Source organism: Clostridia bacterium, assembly GCA_026414765.1.
Lineage (GTDB): Bacteria > Bacillota > Clostridia > Acetivibrionales > DSM-27016 > SKW86.
The window spans coordinates 81523-103902 of the sequence record JAOAIJ010000036.1 but is presented as its reverse complement, the minus strand read 5'-3'; the positions used below and the strand labels follow the sequence as shown (position 1 = coordinate 103902).

Here is a 22380-nt window from a genome sequence, read left to right as displayed (position 1 = left end):
TACTTCATGACTAAACTCTACATCTGAGATAATCTTACCGGAAATGGTCACCATGTTGTTCTCTATGATGTTTCCGACCATCCGTCCCCCACTCTCCTCTCTTAGGCTCATGTATATCTAAAAATTTATCTAGTGTAATATTTATTCACCTTAACTTAAGTTTAGAATTAAAATTCATCATTTTGTTATTGTTCGAAAAAAGTACGAGCCTAATTAAAATACAAACCCTTACCAAAAAACTATCTTTATTATATTATATATTTTTCGACTTGAAAATCCCTGAATCTACATTTTGGAAACTATATTTATCAAAACTCCCGAAATCATAACTGAACAACAGATTAGACCAGCGTCAACTGTTCCACTCCACTTAAATCTATTCCATTTACTACTGCAAATGCAGCTGCTGCCAATACATTATAAACATCCATACCGGTAGCCTCTATACGCAGCTTATATTCCTGAGGTTCTATAGTCTGCCCGTTTGTGGCAGAAATTGTTCTTTGCAGACAGCACATAAAGCTGTCTTTATCTAATATGTCTCCAACACTTGAGGTAGTCATACTGGCTTTTGAATTGAATCCATAAGTAACAACATAGTATTTCATTCCCTGAAGCAGTCTGATAAGCTCCTTATCGTCTATATTAACAATAACTATTCCCTTTTCGTCAAGTAGCGTTTTTGCCTTTTCAAGAGCTGCCTGATCGTTATTTACATTTGCTACTTTAATATAATCGGCTTTATCATTATAAACCATGATATCAAAATTCAAAGACTCAAATGCAGAATTATTGAGATCCGAAAAGTTGATTTTCAAAATCAATATATCTACATTATTCTTTTCCAGTTCCTTCATATAGTCTTTTATTTGGTTCTGTTTCAATTCATTGAGGATTTTTGAATCAAGGATGCTTACTTTTCTTCCTGCTGCCGTAAATATGGAATTTATGATATTCGCTGTTCTTGAATTGTCATCTCCACTGACTATACCTGCCAAAAGCATTAGCTAAACCTCTTTTCATATACGAGTGAGAAAACAAGATATTGTTTTTATGTTTTACATTTTTTGCTCTTTTTATGTAATCTATAGCCAACATACTTAACATTAAGAAAAAGCAATTAGTTTTTCGGTCTTTGCCTGCCTTCGTAATCTATTTTATAATTATCCCTCATTATCATTTTTGATACCGGAATAAAACTGTAGCTTTGGCTTTTCAGAGTCTTTATTATGCTTGGAAGTATTTTTGCCGTATGTGCAGTATCATTGTGAAAAAGTACGATAGAACCAGGGCTGATTTTTCTCTGTATTCTGCTTAATATTTCATTCTGGCTTATTCCGGGTTTCCAGTCCAATGAATCCGCCATTACTATAAATTAACTCCATAAAATTCTTGTTTTTGATACCGGATATAAATTCATTAATGTACATTTTTACTTTTATGTCGACTCTATCAGGCCATACTGTTATCTCATCAATTATCTGCGCAAGCATCATTTTCTTTTTTTCCAGCTCAGCCTTTTCAAATTCCACTTTCCATACCGGTATCTTTTTTTTCAGCCTAACCATATCATTAATTTCAACAATTTTTGCCTCCATTATACTATCAAGTATTTTTATCTGAGCTTCCAGCTCGTTAATTTCCTTTGTCTTGGTATCTATCAATTCTGAAAGCAAATCACGGCTAAACTCACTTTTCCCAAGAATGCATTTCGGCACTTCGCTATTAAGTGCTGCAAGTTCTGTGGTGCATTCATCCAGCTTTTTCTTCTTAATTTTATATTCTCTTTTTTCTTCATTTATATTATTAAGTTTTTTCTTTTCGATTTTCTCTGATAGATCCACCTGATTCAACTGATCAAGGTACTGATATATTTCATCCAGTACTATACCCTCAATTTTCGCCTTGCTATATGTTACCTGTCCGTTACAATCCACCTTGCCTGCAGCCCTTCCGCTGCACCGATAAACAGGCTTGGACTTTTCTTTTATAGTACCATCTTTGTTTTCCCATGTATTTTTATGATAAGCTGTAGTTAGGGCGGATCTGCAACGTCCGCACTTTACCTGCCCAACCAACAATAATGGACTTTTGGTTTGCATGGGATAATTATTGTAGTCTAAGTTTTCTTCCCTGTAGCATTTTGGTGTTCTGACTCGTCTTATTCGCTGTACCTCTTCCCATATATGTTCCGGTATAATTACCAATTCCTCTGAAGGCTTTAGTGAAATTACCCATTCTGAGGGCTTGACCCGTCCTTTGGCATCACCTTTACATGTTGTTTTGCCATAAGTCTGATATCCTTTATATATGGGATTTCTCAATATATAGTTAGTAACAGCCAAGCCCCAGCTAGTTCCCTTCCTTGGACTAATTCCATGCTCGTTTAGATATTTTGCTATCCTATACCCTCCATACCCTTGTTCATAAGCAAGAGAGTATATTGTTTTGACGGTTTTGCTCTCTTCTTCATCAATTGCAAGCTTTACTAATTCTTTTCCTTTTCTGTTTTCCACTCCGGACTTTATCAATCTGTAGCCATACGGAGGTACTCCACCTCTATACAGTCCTTCTTTAACCATTTGTGTATGCTTCTCATTTACTCGTATTCCCGTCTTTTCACTCTCTCCTCCGGATTGCCAGTACCTGATATAGTTTAGGAGCTTATCCACCCTTGAATCAAAACGCTGTTCCCCTTCTTTCGTAGACCATATCTGAATACCCTTTTTATGAAACCATTCAACAATAAAAGGAGTTTCATCTTCTCTTCTTCCAAGCCTATCGAACATGAATACCAGCAAGACATGGAACTTTTTTTTCTCAGCCCGCTCTCTGACTTGCTGTAGTATATCTCTCTTATCAGATGATACCTTATATCCAGAAACGCCTTTTTCATAATGTTCCATTCCCAATACCCAATTCGGCTGTTTTTCGATAAATTCATGACAGGCTTTTCTTTGCATGGGTATATCATCTTTATCGACTTGAATTTTTGATGAAACTCTATATAAACAATCCACTATTATCTGTTGTGAATCCATTCAATCTTTCCTCCGATTAACAATACTTAGCTACAAATTGCACTAATTAATTATAATTGGGCAAAGCAATCAAATATTCCTAATCAGTTCCAACAACCCTGTCAATATACTGTTTTATCAATATTTCTTTAATAAAGCCTGCTGGATCATATTCACCCGGATTTTTTGAAAAAATGATCCTAACCCACATTTTATATTTCTCATTATACCTCTTTATGCTTATTTCTCCGTTTTCATTAATATTCAGCATATATTTATTACCACAAACATCTATTATTTCGTCACTGTCCTTGCAAGCCATACTTCTCACATCTGTAACATTTATCTCTTCTAAATATATATGCCGGTCTTCACCCATTAGAAGCACCCCTTACCTTTTTCTGATACAAGGTGATCTACATGGGTCGTATAAATTCCATGCTTTACAAACTTATCATTATTAGCATGCTCTGCAAGTGATGCCTTAAGGGGTTTTGGATTTCTCAATGGGATTGATGAACGTGAATAAATCCGTTATCTTGATGGATTAGACTAAATGAAAACTAAATAATGCAGAAATTATTCCTATTCATACGACGGCTCCCTTATAATACGGACAGCCGATCTAAATCAAACATATCAATATCTCTTTTTTCCAAAAGAGCCTCAAGCGCTTCTGTACCTTTTTTCTTTGCATAGGCAAACTCATTATCCGATATTGGGATTCCAAGCAACCAAGCTACTTTTTTTTCAGATAGATCAAGGGTCTTAAGCTTTCCATCCCATAGAATCGGAGAAATGAATAATAGATGCCTCATTGCTTTATCAGGATAATACATTTTTATAACATCAGGGAATACAGCACCCGGGTAGCATGTATAGTTCGAGTTGATAATATTAAATGCGCAGGTTGCTAAAATGTTTGGAAAAAGAGAAAATTCAGCAGCACATGAAGCAACCAGCTCTATACAAAGCGGAAGATTGTCTGCTTCAAATCCTATGTTATGCTCAGATAGCCCTACGGTAGAAAAAGATGTCAGTCCTATTGCCGGACTGTGACAGGAAGACAATATGTCAATGGATTCAGAATTGCTGTCATCTAAATAATTAACAACCTTCATCGTACCCCCGAAGGCCCCAATGGCGGCTCTGGCTATTAGTTTTCTTTCCTCAGGTATATTCATACTTGTAACCGTTCCTTTCTCTTTGTCTTGTGCATAAAAGTGTAAAAATCAGGCGTAAACACTCCGTATAATAGTTTACGCCTGATAAATATTATTTACAAGTATTTCAAATCACTAAAAAATCTTACTCATTAAGGCCCCCTGTATGAGGATGTACGATCCTCATCTGCATGACTCTGATTTCCTGCTGTTGATTCTGGCCGGTAATGGCTGGGATCGTTATGTTCATTTAATAATTGTTTTCGAGATATTTGTCGCGCTATGGCACTAATTCTATGCTTCCAATATTCGTACCCAGGTTTGTGCCCCATATCAAAACCACTTCTGTTACCCACTTTATACTGTAGCACAACACCGTTATGATCCACCTTCTTTCCGTTAACTATTTTCGCTTTTTTCCACACTTCTTCTTTAGTTTTCTTCCGGAACTTATTGGGACGTTCATAGTATTTTTTGTCTGCATCAGATAATTTTTTTAATGTATATCTTGTTTTGCCATCATATATTGTGTCGCCGCCACTTCCTGTTGAATCTTTTAAAGTTTTGCTATTTGCAGGCGGTTTTTTATTAGTATGCTCATATTCTATCTCCGATCCGTTTGGCGTGGTTATTTTGTTTATTTTCCCTCCACCTAAAAGTCTAAGAGGTTCGTAAAGGTGCTTAATAATTTGGCCATTTTCATCATATGTCGTGTGGGCAAAGTAATATTTACCATTATACATCATGGGTTGTGTTTTCATACCATTGGGAGCAAATGTACCTTTAATTATCACAGGATAGCCTGACTTCGGGTCAATACCTGACACCATGCTTTCGGCAGGCACTTCATTTGCTGTGCTTACACTTAGTGCCGGACGCTCAGGCTCCACCGAAATGTCGCCGGTACCTGACTCAAGCAGTGGCTCACCTTCAGATGTTTCGGTAATCACCCCTTTAGATGTCCTTATGCCTAAACCATGCTCCGCCCCAGCCTGAGAACCTCCTACTAATCCTCCAAAAGCTGCTGATTGTCCCACCTGACTCCAGTCAATATCACCTTTTGAAGCAATCTGAACAGCTATGTCTGCAGCAGCTCCTCCTGTTGCTCCCCCAACTGCTCCAACACCAACCTTTGCTAGACTGCTTGTAAGTTCAACCCCAGCCCCGCCTAGTGCTTCACCTGCAAGAGCACCCCCAGCTGCTCCACCAAGTCCTCCGGCTGCTCCGCCCAGCGCTGCATAGCCAACTTCCTTAGCATCTACATTTCCCGTGGCTATAAGCTGCTGTGCTACATTGCCAGCAGCACTTGCTGCTACCCCGGCAGTCACTGCCACTGCTGCTTCAACTACAAGGCTTCCACCCATAGTAAAGCCTGCTGCCGCACCGGTTATCGCACCTCCTACCGCCGCACCTAAATAGTCTTTCCAGCTATGTTTATTACCGTTTACCAGGCTGTCAAATCCGACAGAGGCCACTCCTACTACTGCTCCAACAGCCGCCCCAAATGCTGCTGTAATAAAGTTAAAGAAGTGTCCTGTGGGATCAGTATATATAAGAGGATTATTAGTGCAGTAGGTGTACAGGTTAAGACTCAAGGGGTCTGACGGGTCGCCGGTGTATGAATCCTCCTGCAGGAATCTGGCTGTGTTTGCATCGTAGAACCTGGCATTCAGGTAGTACATTCCTGTATCTGTCCCCAGAGCAGTCTCGCTGTCATACATGTAGCCCGAGTATCTGAATGGGTTATTTGCAGTACCGCTGCTTGCTGTTATCTTACCGAAAGCATCGTAGTAGTATGTACCCTGTATTGTGCTTGTAGAGTCTACAAGTGCCGTTACATCACCATGACCGTTGTACATCATGTAGAATGGGTTGTTTGTATCTACCTTTCTTGACAGGAGGGTATCGCTACCGTATACGTTTCTTGCCGTCTGATTTCCGCTTGCATCAAGCTCAAGCACAGGCTTCATGCCATCGTAGAGAAATTGGGTAGTATGGTTTCCCGATACTTTTGATACCCTGAGACCGTCGCCGTTGTATGTGTTTGCTACAATCCTACCGTCCACCTCTGTAGCTGTAAGACGGTCGAGCTTATCGAAGGTGTTTGTCCTTTCTATAGCTCTTGTTCCGCCGTATGGCTGCTTTTCAACCCGTGTCTGGTTGCCATTGTTATCATAGACATAGTATTTGGTGTAGTCTTTTTCAGAACCAACTGCTTTGTCATAGGTTAACTGGGTCAGCCTGTTTCTCTCATCGTAACTATATATAGAAGTAGCATCAGTTACACCACCTATCGCCAATGCTTCTGTCTGACGATTACCTGCGGCATCGTACCCGTAGGTAGTCACCCGGCTTCCCGGCTCTGTTACTGTGTACAGCCTGTTGGAAGCATCGTAGCTATATGAGGTAGCACCTGTGCTGTCCTCCTTGCTGGATAGGTTGTGTGCGTTGTCATAGTTGTAGGTGTACATGTCTATGATAGTGTTATCGCTCTTTTTGTTTCTCAACTTATTGAGAAGCCCATCGTTGTAATATGTATATTCCTCGTAGGCTCCGCCGGGGTATGTGACCTTCTGGAGCGCCCCATTGTCGTAGTAAAGGAAGTTTGTGGTGTCTGCCCCGTCATATGTGGATACCAGCCTATGCGCTTTGTCGTAGGTCCACTCTGTTACATTGTTTTTGGGGTCTGTGGACTTATCCTTCGACCGTGAAGTGTCTGCGAGTATGTTGTCGTACTCATATTTGAACGCCTGGGTTGGATACTGTGGTACTGTTTTGCTTGTCATACGGTTCATTGCGTCATAGGTGTACGAGGTAGTACCGGTAGAATCACTCATGGTCAGGCGGTTGCCATTGTTGTCATAGGTATAGGATATGGATACGTCACTGCCGGTTCCACCGGTTGTGGACTGTAACACCAGCCTGCTGTCTACTCCATAGCTGTAACTTGTGGTCTGTCCATTCCTGTCCACCATGCTGCTTAGTGTACCCTCTGCATTATAGTTATAGCCTGTGGTCTTACCCGTAGTATAAGGAGCTGTTGTGCTTCCTCCGGGGTCTATCTTTCTTGCAGGCAGATCCGCAGCATTGTACTGGTATGTTGTTGTATAGCCTCTGCCATCTGTCTGGGCAAGCATGTTTCCGTTTAAGTCATAGGTGTAGGTTGTACTCTGGTTCAGCGCATTTTTTACAGACTTCAGCCTGTCAAATTCATCATATCCATAAGCGATGGTATTATTGCGCCCATCGATACTGGTGCTTATATTGCCTGCATTATCATATGTACGGCTTGTGGTGTGGTTCAGTGGGTCTGTCACCACAGTAAGCCTGTTGTTTCTATCGTACTGATACTGGGTATAGTATTTTGTGGCTGCCGCCCACCCCAGGGCATCGTAGACTTTCGTCTGTGCGCCGTTGTCATTGTATTCCAACACCTGTACTATTTTATCCAACGGGTCCTTAACCTGTGTCAGCCTGTCCAAAGGGTCATAGGTATTTGTAAATACTCTGTCCATTGTGGTTTCGCCCGATACAAGCCTGTCTGTTATTGAGGTGTTGTTGCTGTTTGCATCGTAGCCGTAAATTGTTATATTTTCAGTATTAGCCTGAGTATTAATATTTTGTGTAGTTATTTTTTTGCTCGTGAGCCTGTTAAGTTTGTCGTATTGGTACTCGGTGGTATTTCCATTTCCATCTGTCGAGTATCTCATGTTTCCATTTTTATCATATCTGGAGGATACAGTAAACGATTGGTATGGATTGGTTTTACTCACGGTAGTGGATAGCATAAGTCCCTGGCTATTGTAAGAATATTGGGTTTCATTGTCCACCAAATCCCATATTTTCACAAGCCTTCCCATGCTGTCATACTGTGAGTATACAGTATTGGTGGCTATTGTACTGTCACCGGGATATACCACACTTCTTACCTGATTAAAAGCATTATATGTATAGGTAGTAGTATTGTTGTTCCCATCTGTCTTGCTGGTCACATTGCCCAGTAAATCATAGCTAAACGTTTTTAATGTTTGCTCGTTAATATCTTCATTCTTCCTTGACGTTACACTAAGTATGTTTCCTGCATCGTCATAAGTACTTTTTAGTATCAGGTAGTACAGTTCTGAACCATTTCCCGTGCCTTTAGGGCTATAGGCCTCTACAGGCCTTCCCGCTGCATCATACGTGTATTTTTCCGTATATGGCAGTCCATTGTTCTTTGATTGCGGATCAAGCTGATATACAAGCTCCCCTGCTATATTGTAACCGTACTCAGTACCATAGCCCGATTTTATCTTCTCATCATCGCCAGAACCAGTACCCGACTCATACCCCAGTGCATCCAGTTCCTTTATTACGTTTCCGCACTCATCATACTTGTAGGAATCTGATACCACAGTTTTCCACGCATTGTCCTCATAGTATTTTTCCTTAACAGTTTTTATTCTGCCCATAGCATCATAAGTGTACTCGGTTCTGTTCATATCACTTAACATGAAGGTGTCAGTACCGTTTACAGCATTTTTTCCATAGTTCCTGGGTGACACTGTTGCAGTCATCCTTCCGGCTATGTCATAGTAGTACGCAGTTACGCCATTAAGTGCATCTGTTACCGTCTCCAACCATCCCATCATATTATATTTATAAGTGGTTGTCCTGTTGTTTGCATCTGTCACCGTTAACGGCTTACCTTCCCAGTCATAAGTAGTGGAAGTTGATATGATCACTGCCTGGTTGTTTTCATCCAATCCCGGCTGGCTTACGACTGTGAGCCTGTCCATCTGGTCATAGGTATAGGTTGTAGTTACATTGTCAGGTGTAGTAGCAGTTGCCATATTGCCGTTGGAGTCATAGGTGTATGAGGTTGTATATATTGAGTCCGTCGTATTTCCAAAAGTATTGCCATAAATATCCCCTGCTTCTACATGGATTTCTTTCTTTACAGGCTTATCCATGTGATTATAGGTGTATTCTATGGTGTTCTTCCTGTCCTGGTAGTTTATGTAGGTATCCACCTTTGTTAAATTCCTGCCGGCATCGTAATAGTACTCGGTCTTTCTTCCTGCACTGTCTTTCTCCCTGAGCAGCTTGCCATCCTTATAATATTCATAGTTTTGCGTTATGACCTCCAAAGGCAAAGGAGTGCTGAAAGCTTCTACCTCATTTTTCCCGGTTTTAACCTGCTGCACCTTTCCTGCTTTATCATACACTACCTGGGTATTCCTGTACCTGACTATACCATCTGTTTCGGTAGATGGCGTCCACCTTGATATCATCCTTCCCATGCCGTCATACTGATAGTATGACGCCCAACCTTTTTCATTTGAGGCAGTCTTAATTGCACCGGAAACCGTATACTCTGCCATTGCTGCCGCACCATTGGGGTTATGCTTTTCTAAAAGCCTTCCTTTACTGTGGTCGTATACATATACTGTTTTGGAGCTTTCTGGATCACTTGAGTGTTTTGTAACAGTTATTTTCTCCTTACCGCCAAGCAGTGGGACATAGGTATATTCCTCCAGCAATCCATTCGGAGTGGTATAGCCTTCCCCGTAGTATACTTTAATAGGCCTATCAAGCACATCATATTCGTACCTATATGCTCTCCCATCAGGCATTAGTTTGTCTGTCAACTTGCCGAATTTGTTATAGCTATAATTTATTGTATTTCGTTCTGGATCAACTACTGATCCTACCTTTCCAAATATGTAGTAGAAATACATCCAATAGCCTGTACTGGAATTGTCAGAGTCATAATCATTGCCGTCAAGATTATCTTCATTCTCCTGATATGCTTTAGGCTGTACTAACTTTACTATATTGCCGTTGGCATCGTAGACTATCCTGGTAGTCTCAGTCGTGCCGTCACCGGAAGTAACTTTCTTCACAAGCCTTCCGTTTTTATCATAGGTATAGACGGTGGTATAGCTGCTTCCCAAAGGAGATTCCATCATTTCCAGGCAGCCAAACCTGTTATATGTGTACTTAGTAGCATTGTTTTCAGGATCAACTACAGAGCTCAAATACCCGTTTGAATCATATTTATAGGTTGTAATATTCCCCTCAGGATCTGTAACTGTTCTTAAAAGTCCACTGATACTCCCGGCTGTGGTATAATCGTACAGAGTTATGGCAAATTTTGAGTTATCATCACTTCCGTCATTTTTATATACATCAGTGCCGTTAAGTGGCTTTACAGCTTTCTTAATATTGTTACTGCTGTCATAGAAATACTGTGCGTACATGTCTCCTGTCTGTCCGTCAAAAGCTTCATTTTCCAGTTTACCCGTCCTCGTAAGGTTGTTTGTATTCGTATCATATTCAAATGTATTTCTGCTCCCATCATCATCTACAATTTCTATGGGGTTATCGTTGATATCAAAGCAATTTGCCTTGATATCTCGGTTGCTGTCTGAAGACCACTTTACGTCATCATACCCGCCTGAGTCCATTTTGTAGTCTGTATGTGACATTTTACCCAAAGCGTCTGCCATAGCTATTACATTATAATTCTGGTTGTAATAGATTATTTTCCTTCTGGGCGCTGTTCCTGAAGGATCATCTGTCACAGCAACCTTTCCCGTACCCCCAAAATAGCCTACGTTGCCCGTATAGTCATATGTGTGGATGCAATTATATTTGTCAGTTATGCTGGTTACCTTTCCATATTGCGATGTATCATATATGATGTTTTGCACTATACTATTGCCTTTCCTATCTTTCACCTGAGTCAGCTCATCCTTGCTGTCGTAAATATACGTCATCACATTATTTGCTATTGCATCGGATGCTGTATGAAGCCTTCCTGAATCATCGTATGTGTAATTAAGACTGAATCTCGACACTCTGCGGCTCAAGTCAGTGTAGCCCGTTATAGATGTGATACCATAATATGTGGGCATAATATTTGGTAATATTTCATATGTCACATCATATACCCTGCCCATCTGGTCAACTATATTCTGTATCCTATTATTACTATAATTTATTGTTATTGTATTATTGTTCCTGTCTATTATTTGCGTCAGGAGATAATGCGAGTTGGACTGTATGTCTCCAAATACATACTTGATGTGTGAACTTTTATCTTCCATTTCAAACTGGTTGTCTTTCGGTTTTGTCAGAATATAGTTTGACCCTGAAAGAGATATATACTTGCCGTAATCGCTATTTTTCCTGTATGCCTGCATACTTCCGTCAGGTAAAAACACTTTTACAGCATCGTATTCATTGTAAGCCTCAATTTCACCCTGATAGCCAAAGGTCCATCCAGTTCCGAATCCCCAATGATAGTGACTGCCACCTTCCGAATTATATGTGCGTCTCATGGAGATGTCCATTGCCGGTGACGGTATATTCATGTCTACATCGGTCCTTGAGTAGTTGCCTGTCGGTGCATAAACACCGGGCAAGCCGAGTTTTACGGCTTTATAATCTGAGTCTGTTAAGTGCTCCACATCCACACAATCTATAGCTGCAGTACCAGCTGTAGTGGTAGAACAGGACGTGAGGCAAAGCCCCGCCCTTATATTCCCAAAGGCTGTTGATTGACTATGGCTTTGCAGGCAGTTACCCCAGCTGACTCCATCTGCTGACCTATAGGCGTAATAATATTCATTCGATTTTTCAAGCTTCAGATAAATCGGAAAACCGGTATAGGTACCAATACTTACTTGCCCAATGGTTGACCCTTTAACATCCCTCCACTGCATATACAAATTGGTATTGTCAACTACCAGGCTCACAAATTTGCTGTCTGCTGCAGTAGATTCCCTTATCATAATCCCTGCTTTAGAACCTGACGATTTCGACGATATTCTCGCAGCAACTGATATCCTGCCGCTTACACTGCTTGCTGCCTCCTGATCGGCAAATGTAAACTGATCACTTGTCCCGCCTATGCCAGCACCTTTATTATCCAGAATAAATTTACCGTCAACCTGGTTGTAGGAAGCAGTTCCAAGTGACGAAGAACCTATAACATGAGTTTTCCAGGGTATAGGAAGCGAGCTTACACTTACATTGTCAAACTGTGCCGTAGATGCATTTCCATTATTATGAGATGTCACACAAAGTCCTGCGCGTATATTTGCAGGCATCTGGCTGTCATTATGGCTTCTAAGTGATTCTCCCCATGCCACTCCATCATTTGACTTATATGCGGTAAATACGGCATTGTTTCTTACAAGCTTTATATACACAGGCAGCGTACACGCACCCAGACTTTGGGAACCGTATCCGTACTGGTCTCTCCATTGCAGGCTTAACCCATTGCCGGGAGTTACTACAAGCTGGACACATTTACTGTTGGCTTCATTAGATTCACGGAACATTATACCGGCTTTAGCCCATGGGTTTGTGTTTGTCTGTGAAGTCACCCTTGCAATGATTGTAGCATCACCATTTGCTTCCTGGCTTTCATATGTGAATTGATCACTGCCTCCCTCTATATCAGTCCCACCTGCAGATATGGTAAATCGCCCATTTTCACGCTCATATGAAACAACACCCGCCGGTGCTGGACCGCCTATGTCATTTTGGGACCATCGCCAAACATCCGGTGATGAGTCTATTTGTACACTGTCAAATACCACCGTTGAAGCTGTACCATTACTGTGTGAAGCTATGCAGACACCTGCCTCGGCATATTCTCCCATATTCACATCTATTGTGCCAAGAGGATTTCCCCAGGTTATTCCATCTTGTGATGTATAGGCTGTAAAAGTCGTTCCGTTTCTGATCAGCCTGAGGTACAAAGGGAAACTATAAGCACCTAGAGGGATACTGCTGCAACCTCCTCCCGTTACACTTCGCCATTGCAGGTTGAGACCATTGCCGGGAGTTGCAACAAAGTCAACAAATTTACTGTTTGCATTAAGATTTTCCCTGAACATTAGACCGGCTTTAGCCCATGGGTTTGTGTTAGTCTGGGAATTGAGCCTCACTGTACACATCGCATCTCCGGTAGACTTTTTATTCAGAAAGGTAAACTGATCTGTTATCCCCTCTATATCTGTTCCTCCGGCTGCTACAGTATATTCACCTGTATCTTGCTTATACGACACAGTACCTGACGGTGAAGGCAAACCAATATCGGTTTTTGTGAGGAAATCCGTTCCTTGCCAAAACCGATGCATAAGCGCATCTTTCTCCCCGCCTGCAAAAACACCGATCCTGCCTGCTCCGTTTGAAACAGCGCACAAATTGGTCTTTGCCTTTCCACCGAAAGTTTCCCACCCGTGCCAGCTTCCGTCATAGTACTGGTGATACATGTAATTCTTTCCTCTGGCAAATACGTTAAGCTTGCCGCTGCCGAGAGATACAGCAGCTGCCTCTGAATCAATTCCACCGTCCTCGTCTACTGTCCCAAGCCCCTTCCAGGTTCCCCATGCTGCACCGTCATAGCACATATGCCACATGGCATTGTCTGTGCCTCTAGCAAATACATCAACCCTGCCTTCGCCCCAGGAAACTGCATTAGGTTTTGAGCTTATCACACCTCCAAGAGAAGTCCATGCACCCCAGGCATTGTTTTGATACCTTATGCAGTATAAAGCATTGCCTGCACCCCTAGCAAATACATCAATTTTTCCGCTTCCCCGCACAACTGCACAAGGATCTGACGTTAAGCCCGTGGAACGCTGGACCCAATTACCCCATGAGTTGTTTGCATAACTTTTCTGGTATAGGGCATTGTCACTTCCCCTAATAAACACATCAAGCTTTCCTTGGCCCTGACTAACAACAGACGCCGGAGAAGCTATTCCCCCACCTGCTATTCCGAGGGACTCCCAGCTATTCCACTTTCCGGTGTCATACCATATATGCCCCAGGTTGCCATCACTGCCTTTGGCAAATACATCAATTCTCCCTTCGCTCCAGGAAACTGCTGTCGGATCCGACACAATAGTCCCTCCCAGACTTCTCCAATTATGCCATACTCCGTCGTATAACCTATGCCATAAAGCATTATCTTTGCCTTTTACGAAAACATCTGTTCTATCGTGACTCCAGGAAACCGCACAGGGGTTTGAGTCCGTCGTTCCGGCCAAGTTTTCCCATGGATTCCACATAGATTCATATAATTGAGTTGAAATACCCCCGTTCTTGAATCCGTTCTTATTTATTAGGGGAGTATTCTGAAGTAGCTTGACTTCCTCCTCAGTTAAAGCCTTATTGTAAATCTTCAATTCGTCCATGGCACCTTTAAAGAGAGTATCCATATTCCAGTTGCTTTTGCCTATATAGCATAGCGTTCTTGTTACAGCAGCAGGTACACTGGTATCCGTTATTGATGTGGATTGTTTTACTCCATTTACATATAAGTTTACTTTGTATTTCCCGTCAGCAGTACGCGAAGCACTCGCGACATAGTTTTTAAAAATTCCTGTTTCAATAGCATTTTGAGCTATCACTTTGCTTTCGGATGAGCTAAATGCCTCAAAATAAATATCCGAACCGGTGTTATACTGTGCAAAAATTATATTATTACTAGCTTGTCCCTGCCCAAAATCGATGATTCTCTGTGAATGCCCGGCTGCTGTGGTGTCAAACCTTGCCCACACACTCACAGTCATCCCGTTTAAAAAGCTTTCAGAAAAAGTTCCGGCGTTTATGTAATCATCCACACCGTCAAACTGCGCAGCTTTGCCTGACACACCCCGTACATACTGCACCCCGCCGTTCTGCGTACCGTTGTGTCCATTGCCCGAACTATCATTTGTGTTGTCATCAAACTTATAGTAGGCTATCAGACTTGAGTCAGCAGCGGCATAAGCCTTTAGGGGAGCAATAACAGCTGCAGGCCCGCTCACCCCTGCTGGTATCACCAGTGAGGACATAAGTAGCAGTACAACTGTGAGTACCACCGCCAGCCATTTGTTCAACCTCTTTGAAAATTTACTTAATATCATACGTTAACCCCCTTGTAAAAATTTGGCTTTCATTTATTCAAAATTGGTTTGGTAAAAACCCTTTGAATTCATAGGCAAATGCAGAAAACCTTCCGGACTATGAAATGAATAGGATGAGTCTAAGTAACGGAAATTTCTTAAAACAGGCTATGCTTGTCTTCACGACTTTCTTGGAAATGAATACCTTTACAAACAATAAAGTTGTAAACGGCCAGTAATATTGGAGGTGGTAAAAACCTCTGGTACCTCTATTAAAGCGATCTTAAATACTCTAGAATTTCAAAACAGTATTAAATTATCCTTGATTATGTATTATTGGAATTTTTTATGTCTGCATTTATTATATATTATTTTCCTCTATATGTAAATATATCAAGAAAAATGTAGATACCAATGATAAAATGCATAATAAAGTCAATTAATAAATGCAGAGCCATATTGAATTACGGAGTATATCCTTAAGAAGAGGTTAAAGAAGGTGTATCCATAAGGAGGGAGCAGATTAGACCAAGCTTGAATCAATTTCTCTAACAGTTTACTGGTAGTTATACTATCGAAATTGTGTCCACATTCCACTGTATTGTAAAATACCCCAGTTCCCGAGCTATACTGATTACATGATCATTATACTCACCATAGGGAGGCCTGAATAAATCAACCTTGCTTCCGCTGATACTCTCCAGTTTCTCTCCGCATTTGGCAATCTCACTCCTGATCCTGTTCTTATCAATAGCGCCCATACGCAGATGCGAGTATGAATGATTTGCTAAATCATGACCTTCGGCTGCAATCATTTTCACTGAGTCAGGAAATCTTTCAGCCCATTGTCCGACAATAAAAAATGTTGCTTTAATTTCCTCACTTCTTAATGTATTTAAAATATCCGGTATATCCCCAGCTCCCCAGGCACAGTCAAAAGTTATCGATGCTGTTTTATCCTTGCTTTCTACAGAGTATATCGGGAGCAGACGTTTTTGGGAAAAAACTTGTGCTGTGTCCGAACTTATCAGTATTGGAACTGCAATTAACAAAACAATAGCGATAAATAAAAAAATACTTGCTTTTATAAGAACTTTACGGTTTAAAATATATACTTTCATAAAACAACTCCCCGGAATAATAATATTACATTTTATTCCAGGGAGCTTTAATAAATTACTTCATTCTCGGCAGCTCTTTTACGCTTGAGCAACAGCAGGAGGAGAATATACTCTCTGAGCCATTTCTGCATCCAGCATAAGAATTCCCTTTCCGTCATTTCCCACCAACTGCACTTTTTTCAGATTTGCATCGGCATTCTCTTCTTCTTCAACCTGTTCATTGACAAACCATTGGAGAAATGAATTTGTCTTATGGTCTTTCTCCTCTATTGCCATGTCAACAATGCTGTATATGGATTTCGTCACAAACTGTTCGTGTTCTAAGGTATCTCTCAACGCTTCTTCCAAAGAAGAAAAATCAACTTTTGGCGCATCAATCTTTCCAAGTGATACTTTCCCCCCAACCCTGTGTATGTAATTGAAGAACATAATCGCATGGTCGCGTTCCTCCTGTGCCTGTATCCTGAACCAGTTTGCAAACCCATTCAGATTAAGAGATGTAAAATAAGCTTCTATTGATAAATATAAATATGCTGAATAAAATTCCTTAACCACCTGTTCATTTAGAAGCTTTTCAATTTTGGCACTTATCATTGTGTATTCCTCCCTCCGACTTAACACGCTGCGCTAGGTAAATGTAATTCCCAGCAGTCTCAGATGATTGTTAATATATTAGTTACTATAAATATACCCAAAAAAAATAATGCTAACATTTTTTTTGTAATATAAGTTGCAAAACTTAGCGTATTTCTATGTATGACCTAAGTACCTATAATTACCTAGATTACAAGACTTGAAGCCTCAAAATTTAGCTCAGGCAAATCCAAACCCGCTACTGCTCAAACAATGGATTTACTTACTTCCCCCGGACCAAGAAACTCTACAGTTTTTCCATAATATAATTTTCATAACTTGAGTAAAAATACACTAATAAAGAAAATATACCTACTTTGGGTAAATTATTGAATACTATTCACCAAAACTCAATCAGTGAATATATTATACTAAACATAATAAATGATACTGATTATCAATTGGTAACAGGCAATGGTGCCCTACTCTCAGGGCATCTTTTTTTATTATTTAGATAGGAGTGATCGTAAATGTGTGGTATCGCAGGATGGATTGACTTAAAAGAAGACCTGTCACAGCAACAGAGTATTTTAGAAGCCATGTCTCAAAAACTATCGCCCAGAGGGCCTGATGCATCGGGTATCTGGCTTGCCAAGCATGCAATAATAGCCCACAGACGCCTGGTCGTAGTAGATCCCTCAGGAGGCCGTCAGCCAATGATACGCCAAAGGGGCAGCTTTAATTATGTTATTACTTATAACGGTGAACTATACAATACAAAAGACCTTCGTGAAGAATTGGAAGACCTGGGGCATATTTTTATAAGCAAATCAGATACGGAAGTTTTACTAGTTTCATATCTGGAATGGGGAAATCAGTGTGTAGATCATCTAAATGGCATATATGCCTTTGCAATATGGGATGAAAAAACTCAAAGCATATTTCTTGCCCGTGATAGATTCGGGGTAAAGCCATTATTCTACGCTCTCCGAGGAAGTTCCTTGATTTTTGCCTCAGAGTTGAAATCGCTTCTTGCCCATCCCAATATTAAGCCTGAGCTTACTTCAGAAGGACTGGCTGAAATCTTTGCTTTAGGGCCAGCCAGAACCCCAGGTCATGGCGTATTCAAAAATATATTTGAAGTAAAGCCGGCCCACTATCTGCTGTTTGACTCTACCGGAATACGACATCGCAAGTACTGGTCATTGGAAAGTAGGCCCCATACAGATAATCTTGATACTACAATAGAAAAAGTAAGATATCTCGTTACTGATACTATTGAGCGTCAACTTATATCTGATGTTCCTGTGTGTACATTTTTGTCCGGTGGACTTGACTCAAGTGCAATAACAGCGTTAGCTTCAAAACACTTTACCCAAAAAGCTAAAGGTAAACTGAACACTTTTTCCATTGATTATCTTGACAATGAAAAATACTTCAAACCGGGCATCTTCCAACCAAATTCGGATGCTCCATGGATAAGGCGCATTTCCCATGAGTTTGATACGCAACACCATTACATTACTATTGATACAAACCAACTTACAGATGCATTGTCTGATGCAGTTAAAGCCCGCGATTTACCTGGCATGGCCGATATAGATTCTTCTCTTTGGTTATTTTGCAGGGAGGTAAAGAAAACTTCAACCGTTGCACTTTCCGGTGAGTGTGCTGATGAAGTTTTTGGCGGTTATCCCTGGTTTCATAGGGAAGACGCACTTAATGCCAGTACTTTTCCATGGTCAGGATCCTTAAGTGAAAGAACAAATTATTTTTCACCCGAACTAAATGAAGCGATAAATGCAGCAGAGTATATCGAAAGACGGTACCAGGAAACCTTGAAAGAAGTTCCCCGGCTTAAAGAAGAAGATTCGTTGGAAGCCAGGAAAAGAGAGCTGTTTTATTTGAATATAGTGTGGTTCATGTCTGTGCTGCTTGACAGGAAAGACAGAATGAGTATGGCGCACGGATTGGAAGTCAGGGTGCCATATTGCGACCACAGACTAGTTGAATATGTATGGAATATCCCCTGGGCTATGAAGGCATTGGGTGGTCGTGAAAAGGGGCTTCTGAGGAAGGCTTTGGAAAACATTTTACCCGATGATGTGCTTTACCGCAAAAAGAGTCCTTATCCCAAAACACATAATCCGGCTTATGAAAAAGCAGTAGTAAAATGGCTTACAGAAATTTTAAATGATAGAAACTCCCCTATTCTGCCTCTAGTAAATAATAAATTCCTAAAAGCACAGTCAGGTAGCATGTCGGATTACGGTGAACCCTGGTTTGGCCAGCTGATGGCAGCTCCGCAGATGTATGCATACCTTATCCAGGTAGACACTTGGTTAAGGGAAAATAAAGTATCTTTAATATAAAAAACTCAGGATGGTTTAGAGCATAAACTCACAAGCCATCCTGAATCTTAAATACTTGATATTTTTTTAACATTATGTTGTAAGAAACGGAATTATATGATATATTATAACATGTTCAGACTCTTATGTAAACTTTCAGAATATTACAGATATTAAATCATCTATAGTTAAGATGTTCAACAAATTCACCAAATGGCTTACATCACACAATAAATGGATAAACATATAAACCGGAGGTTATAAAGGTATTAGCAGAAAATACTGTCTAGATATCCAGACTCCCTGCTATAGCTTTATAAACTTTAACTAACTATATCTTAATATATTATTAATCCTATCATATTAATAATATATAATTACAGTATAAAAGCAAGTAACGGAAAAATGTTTTGAATGGCACAAAAAGGGAAAATACAGTTAAGCATAACAAAGTGATCAGATTTATCTAAATTTTGGTAATTAAGTGTATAGGAAAAAATAATTTTAAGTTAAGCTGTGAAAGTAAAAGAAATTGTTTATGCATAGCATGTTTCTCAGGCTTGCTGTACAATTTTTCCCAAGTTTCTTGTACATCTGATGAACGATACTTTCTATGCTTTACATTAAAAATAAAATGCTTTACGGGGGAAAAAACATGGCTAAAAAGATAGTAATTGTTGGTGCGGGCTATGCAGGGATTGAGGCTGCCCTCTCGCTTAACAGGATGAAAAAGAGGGATGACCTGGAAATCACCCTGATTGACAGAAATAATTACCATACCCTTCTTACAGAATTGCATGAAGTCGCAGGTAACCGTGTTTCAGAGGAAGCTGTACGCATACCCTTAAACCGTATTTTCGGATATACCGGTGTCAATGTAGTATGTGATGACATATCTTCTTTTGATTTTACAGGCAATAAAGTATCATCAATAAAAAGTGAATATACCTATGATTATCTTATATTGGCAATGGGAAGTACACCTAATTTTTTCGGTATTCCCGGTCTGAAAGAGAATGCCTTTACTCTGTGGTCCTTTGATGATGCTGTAAAAATACGTGAACATATCAAAAGATGTTTTCTGCTGGCTTCACAGGAAAAAAACGAATCAGTACGTAAGAAACTTCTGACTTTTACTGTGGGCGGTGCAGGCTTTACTGGAGTTGAAATGATTGGTGAACTTGCTCACTGGACCAGGGACCTGGCAAAAGAACACGGCATCAATCGCAAGGAAATCAGGCTCGTCCTGGTTGACATGCTTCCGCGTGTTTTAAGTGTTCTTAAAGAAAAGAACTCCCGTATTTCTCATAAATATATGGAGAAAAAACTTGGCATTGAAATAATGCTTAATACTCCAATTAAAGAGGTTACTGAAGAAGGTTTCGCTACAGGAAACGGCTTTGTTCATACAAACACGCTAATCTGGGCTGCCGGAATAAGATCAAATGAAGTTGTTGACCAGACACCTCTGGAAACTCACGGCCGTGCAAAGAGACTTAAGGTTGATGAATACTGCCGCACAAAATATGAAAATGTCTATGCAGTAGGAGATGTAACCGCCTGTCTCGACAATGAGTGCAAAGAATACCCTGCTATGGTTGAAAATGCTATTCAGACTGCACGCTGCGTAGCCAAAAATATATTGAAGACGATAAGGGGTAAAGAACAGGAAAAGGTCAAAGTAAAGATTCACGGCACCATGGTATGCATAGGCAATTATTTTGCCGTTTCGGAAATCATGGGGAAAATCCTGCCAGTCTGGCTTTCAATAATAATGAAGTATATGGTTAACATTCACTACCTGTGGGAAATTACAGGATTCAGGGGTGTAATGAAGTATCTGTATCATGAACTTCTGGAACGCAAGCAAAGTAAAATTCTGCCTGAAAAGCACTGGTCAACAAGGTTGCAGGCATGGTGGCTTACCCCGCTGAGAATATTCCTGGGAGTTATCTGGTTAGTAGAAGGTATTAAGAAGGTAAATGAAGGTTGGCTTTCATCTTCAAAGCTGGCTGGCTTTCTTGGTATGTCTTCCGATGCCACATCTTCTGCATCAAATGCAGGGGCGTATATATCAAGAATGGATGATATTTTCAAATTTGACATAGGTATAATAAATTTTCTGCTCGGTAAAGAAAGCAGATTGGTTGAAGGAAATGTTATTTCCACTGATACTTTTGCAAAGCTTGATATTCTCCATATAGGAGATTTCAATCTTGTACCGTGGTTCCTACAGAATATAGTTCTGGCCAACGATACAGTAGCTATGTTCTTTCAGGTAATGGTTGTAATCTTAGAAATAACTGTCGGTCTCATGCTTATAGGCGGAGCATTTACATTTGTAGGATCATTTATCTCATTCGCTCTTATGACAATGTTTCTTACCTCAACAGGCATTTATGAAAAAACCTGGTGGATGCTGTTCGCCTCTATCGCTGTAATGGGAGGAGCAGGTCGTGCATTTGGAATAGATTACTACGCAATACCTTATATCAATAATCTCTGGGACTATTTCTGGAAAAACAGAAAAATAAGGTTATTCTTCAAGGGCAGCCTTCGCAGATCTGAATAAAGATTAAGAATAAACTCATCTGGCTGTAATCCTGCAAGGGGTTTACAACATATATCAATATTTAGGAGGAGATTTACATGAAAAAATTAATTGCATTGACAATGGGACTTTTGCTGCTGGCAGGATGTGGAGCTTCTACAGGGGGTATAAAGACCGGAATCGGTCACACTGTATCCATTTCAAAATCAGCTGATGCAACAGCTGAGAAAGATGGAAATGCACAGGTAGATACCGTAATGGCAGCAGTTTCCTTCGATTCAAATGGTAAAATACTAAGCGTGTCAATTGATAATGCACAGACAAAAGTCGCATTTGATACAGCTGGAAAAATCAAGTCTGATAAAAGTGTAAAAGGAAAAACCAAGGTTGAACTCGGCAAAGATTACGGCATGATCAAAGCATCAAAAATCGGCAAGGAATGGTTTGAACAGATTGCAGAACTCGAAAAGTGGATGGTTGGTAAAACTGTTGATGAAATAAAAGCCATGAAGGTAAAAGAAGTTGATGAAAATCACAAGAACGTTCCTGATGTGGCAGATCTTACTTCCAAAGTTACAGTATCTGTTGAAGACTACATATTTGCTGTAGAAGAAGCTTTTAAAAACGCTAAGTAAGTCTTTTGAAACGAAAGTACGCCAAACCCCTCCCTAATCAGGAGGGGTTTGCATTTACTTTCATTTGATATAAATTG

The 22380-nt window shown here is 40.4% G+C and carries 12 protein-coding genes; 3 read left to right on the top strand and 9 right to left on the bottom strand.

Translation table 11 applies throughout. From position 1 onward, the window contains the following. The 9 genes from N3I35_13570 to N3I35_13530 all read right to left on the bottom strand — a co-directional run. A partial coding sequence (locus N3I35_13570) for a single-stranded DNA-binding protein (GenBank protein MCX8131113.1) occupies positions 1–81 on the bottom strand: 81 nt, incomplete at its 3' end. Between the two features lie 260 nt (positions 82–341). Beyond that, positions 342–1004, bottom strand: coding sequence for a glutamate ligase (locus tag N3I35_13565; GenBank protein ID MCX8131112.1), 663 nt, complete (start codon positions 1002–1004; stop codon positions 342–344). 116 nt (positions 1005–1120) lie between these two features. Continuing rightward, a complete protein-coding gene (locus N3I35_13560; GenBank protein MCX8131111.1) occupies positions 1121–1366 on the bottom strand; it encodes a hypothetical protein in 246 nt (81 codons plus the stop codon). Then, positions 1323–3041: a recombinase family protein gene (locus tag N3I35_13555; GenBank protein ID MCX8131110.1), complete on the bottom strand. Its 1719-nt coding sequence runs from the start codon at positions 3039–3041 to the stop codon at positions 1323–1325. Before N3I35_13555 ends, N3I35_13560 begins: the two co-directional genes overlap by 44 nt. A gap of 79 nt (positions 3042–3120) precedes the next feature. Further along, on the bottom strand, positions 3121–3399 hold the full coding sequence (locus N3I35_13550; GenBank protein ID MCX8131109.1) for a hypothetical protein: 279 nt from the start codon (positions 3397–3399) through the stop codon (positions 3121–3123). A 226-nt stretch (positions 3400–3625) separates the two neighbouring features. Further along, on the bottom strand, positions 3626–4204 hold the full coding sequence (locus N3I35_13545) for a suppressor of fused domain protein (protein ID MCX8131108.1): 579 nt from the start codon (positions 4202–4204) through the stop codon (positions 3626–3628). A 131-nt stretch (positions 4205–4335) separates the two neighbouring features. Continuing rightward, the gene (locus tag N3I35_13540) at positions 4336–15093 is read right to left on the bottom strand and encodes a GH-E family nuclease (GenBank protein MCX8131107.1); all 10758 of its coding nucleotides are present in this window, start codon (positions 15091–15093) and stop codon (positions 4336–4338) included. 545 nt (positions 15094–15638) lie between these two features. Next, complete coding sequence (locus N3I35_13535) at positions 15639–16193, bottom strand: polysaccharide deacetylase family protein (protein ID MCX8131106.1); 555 nt, start codon at positions 16191–16193, stop codon at positions 15639–15641. Between the two features lie 78 nt (positions 16194–16271). Next, entirely contained in the window at positions 16272–16787 is a 516-nt protein-coding gene (locus tag N3I35_13530) for a ferritin (GenBank protein ID MCX8131105.1), read from the bottom strand. A gap of 509 nt (positions 16788–17296) precedes the next feature. Here N3I35_13530 and asnB point away from each other — a divergent pair. The 3 genes from asnB to N3I35_13515 all read left to right on the top strand — a co-directional run bounded on the left by asnB (position 17297) and on the right by N3I35_13515 (position 22303). Continuing rightward, positions 17297–19138, top strand: a complete 1842-nt coding sequence (gene asnB / locus N3I35_13525; protein MCX8131104.1) for an asparagine synthase (glutamine-hydrolyzing) — start codon at positions 17297–17299, stop codon at positions 19136–19138. Between the two features lie 634 nt (positions 19139–19772). Continuing rightward, on the top strand, positions 19773–21689 hold the full coding sequence (locus N3I35_13520; GenBank protein ID MCX8131103.1) for an NAD(P)/FAD-dependent oxidoreductase: 1917 nt from the start codon (positions 19773–19775) through the stop codon (positions 21687–21689). Between the two features lie 77 nt (positions 21690–21766). Then, positions 21767–22303 carry a hypothetical protein gene (locus N3I35_13515; protein ID MCX8131102.1) on the top strand — a complete coding sequence of 179 codons (537 nt, stop codon included), beginning with the start codon at positions 21767–21769 and terminating at the stop codon, positions 22301–22303. Positions 22304–22380: the final 77 nt, after the last annotated feature.

Coding starts and splice junctions, on each gene's coding strand:
- N3I35_13565 (MCX8131112.1), bottom strand. CDS start 1,004: ATGCTTTTGGCAGGTATAGTCAGTGGAGATGACAATTCAAGAACAGCG.
- N3I35_13560 (MCX8131111.1), bottom strand. CDS start 1,366: ATGGCGGATTCATTGGACTGGAAACCCGGAATAAGCCAGAATGAAATA.
- N3I35_13555 (MCX8131110.1), bottom strand. CDS start 3,041: ATGGATTCACAACAGATAATAGTGGATTGTTTATATAGAGTTTCATCA.
- N3I35_13550 (MCX8131109.1), bottom strand. CDS start 3,399: ATGGGTGAAGACCGGCATATATATTTAGAAGAGATAAATGTTACAGAT.
- N3I35_13545 (MCX8131108.1), bottom strand. CDS start 4,204: ATGAATATACCTGAGGAAAGAAAACTAATAGCCAGAGCCGCCATTGGG.
- N3I35_13540 (MCX8131107.1), bottom strand. CDS start 15,093: ATGATATTAAGTAAATTTTCAAAGAGGTTGAACAAATGGCTGGCGGTG.
- N3I35_13535 (MCX8131106.1), bottom strand. CDS start 16,193: ATGAAAGTATATATTTTAAACCGTAAAGTTCTTATAAAAGCAAGTATT.
- N3I35_13530 (MCX8131105.1), bottom strand. CDS start 16,787: ATGATAAGTGCCAAAATTGAAAAGCTTCTAAATGAACAGGTGGTTAAG.
- asnB (MCX8131104.1), top strand. CDS start 17,297: ATGTGTGGTATCGCAGGATGGATTGACTTAAAAGAAGACCTGTCACAG.
- N3I35_13520 (MCX8131103.1), top strand. CDS start 19,773: ATGGCTAAAAAGATAGTAATTGTTGGTGCGGGCTATGCAGGGATTGAG.
- N3I35_13515 (MCX8131102.1), top strand. CDS start 21,767: ATGAAAAAATTAATTGCATTGACAATGGGACTTTTGCTGCTGGCAGGA.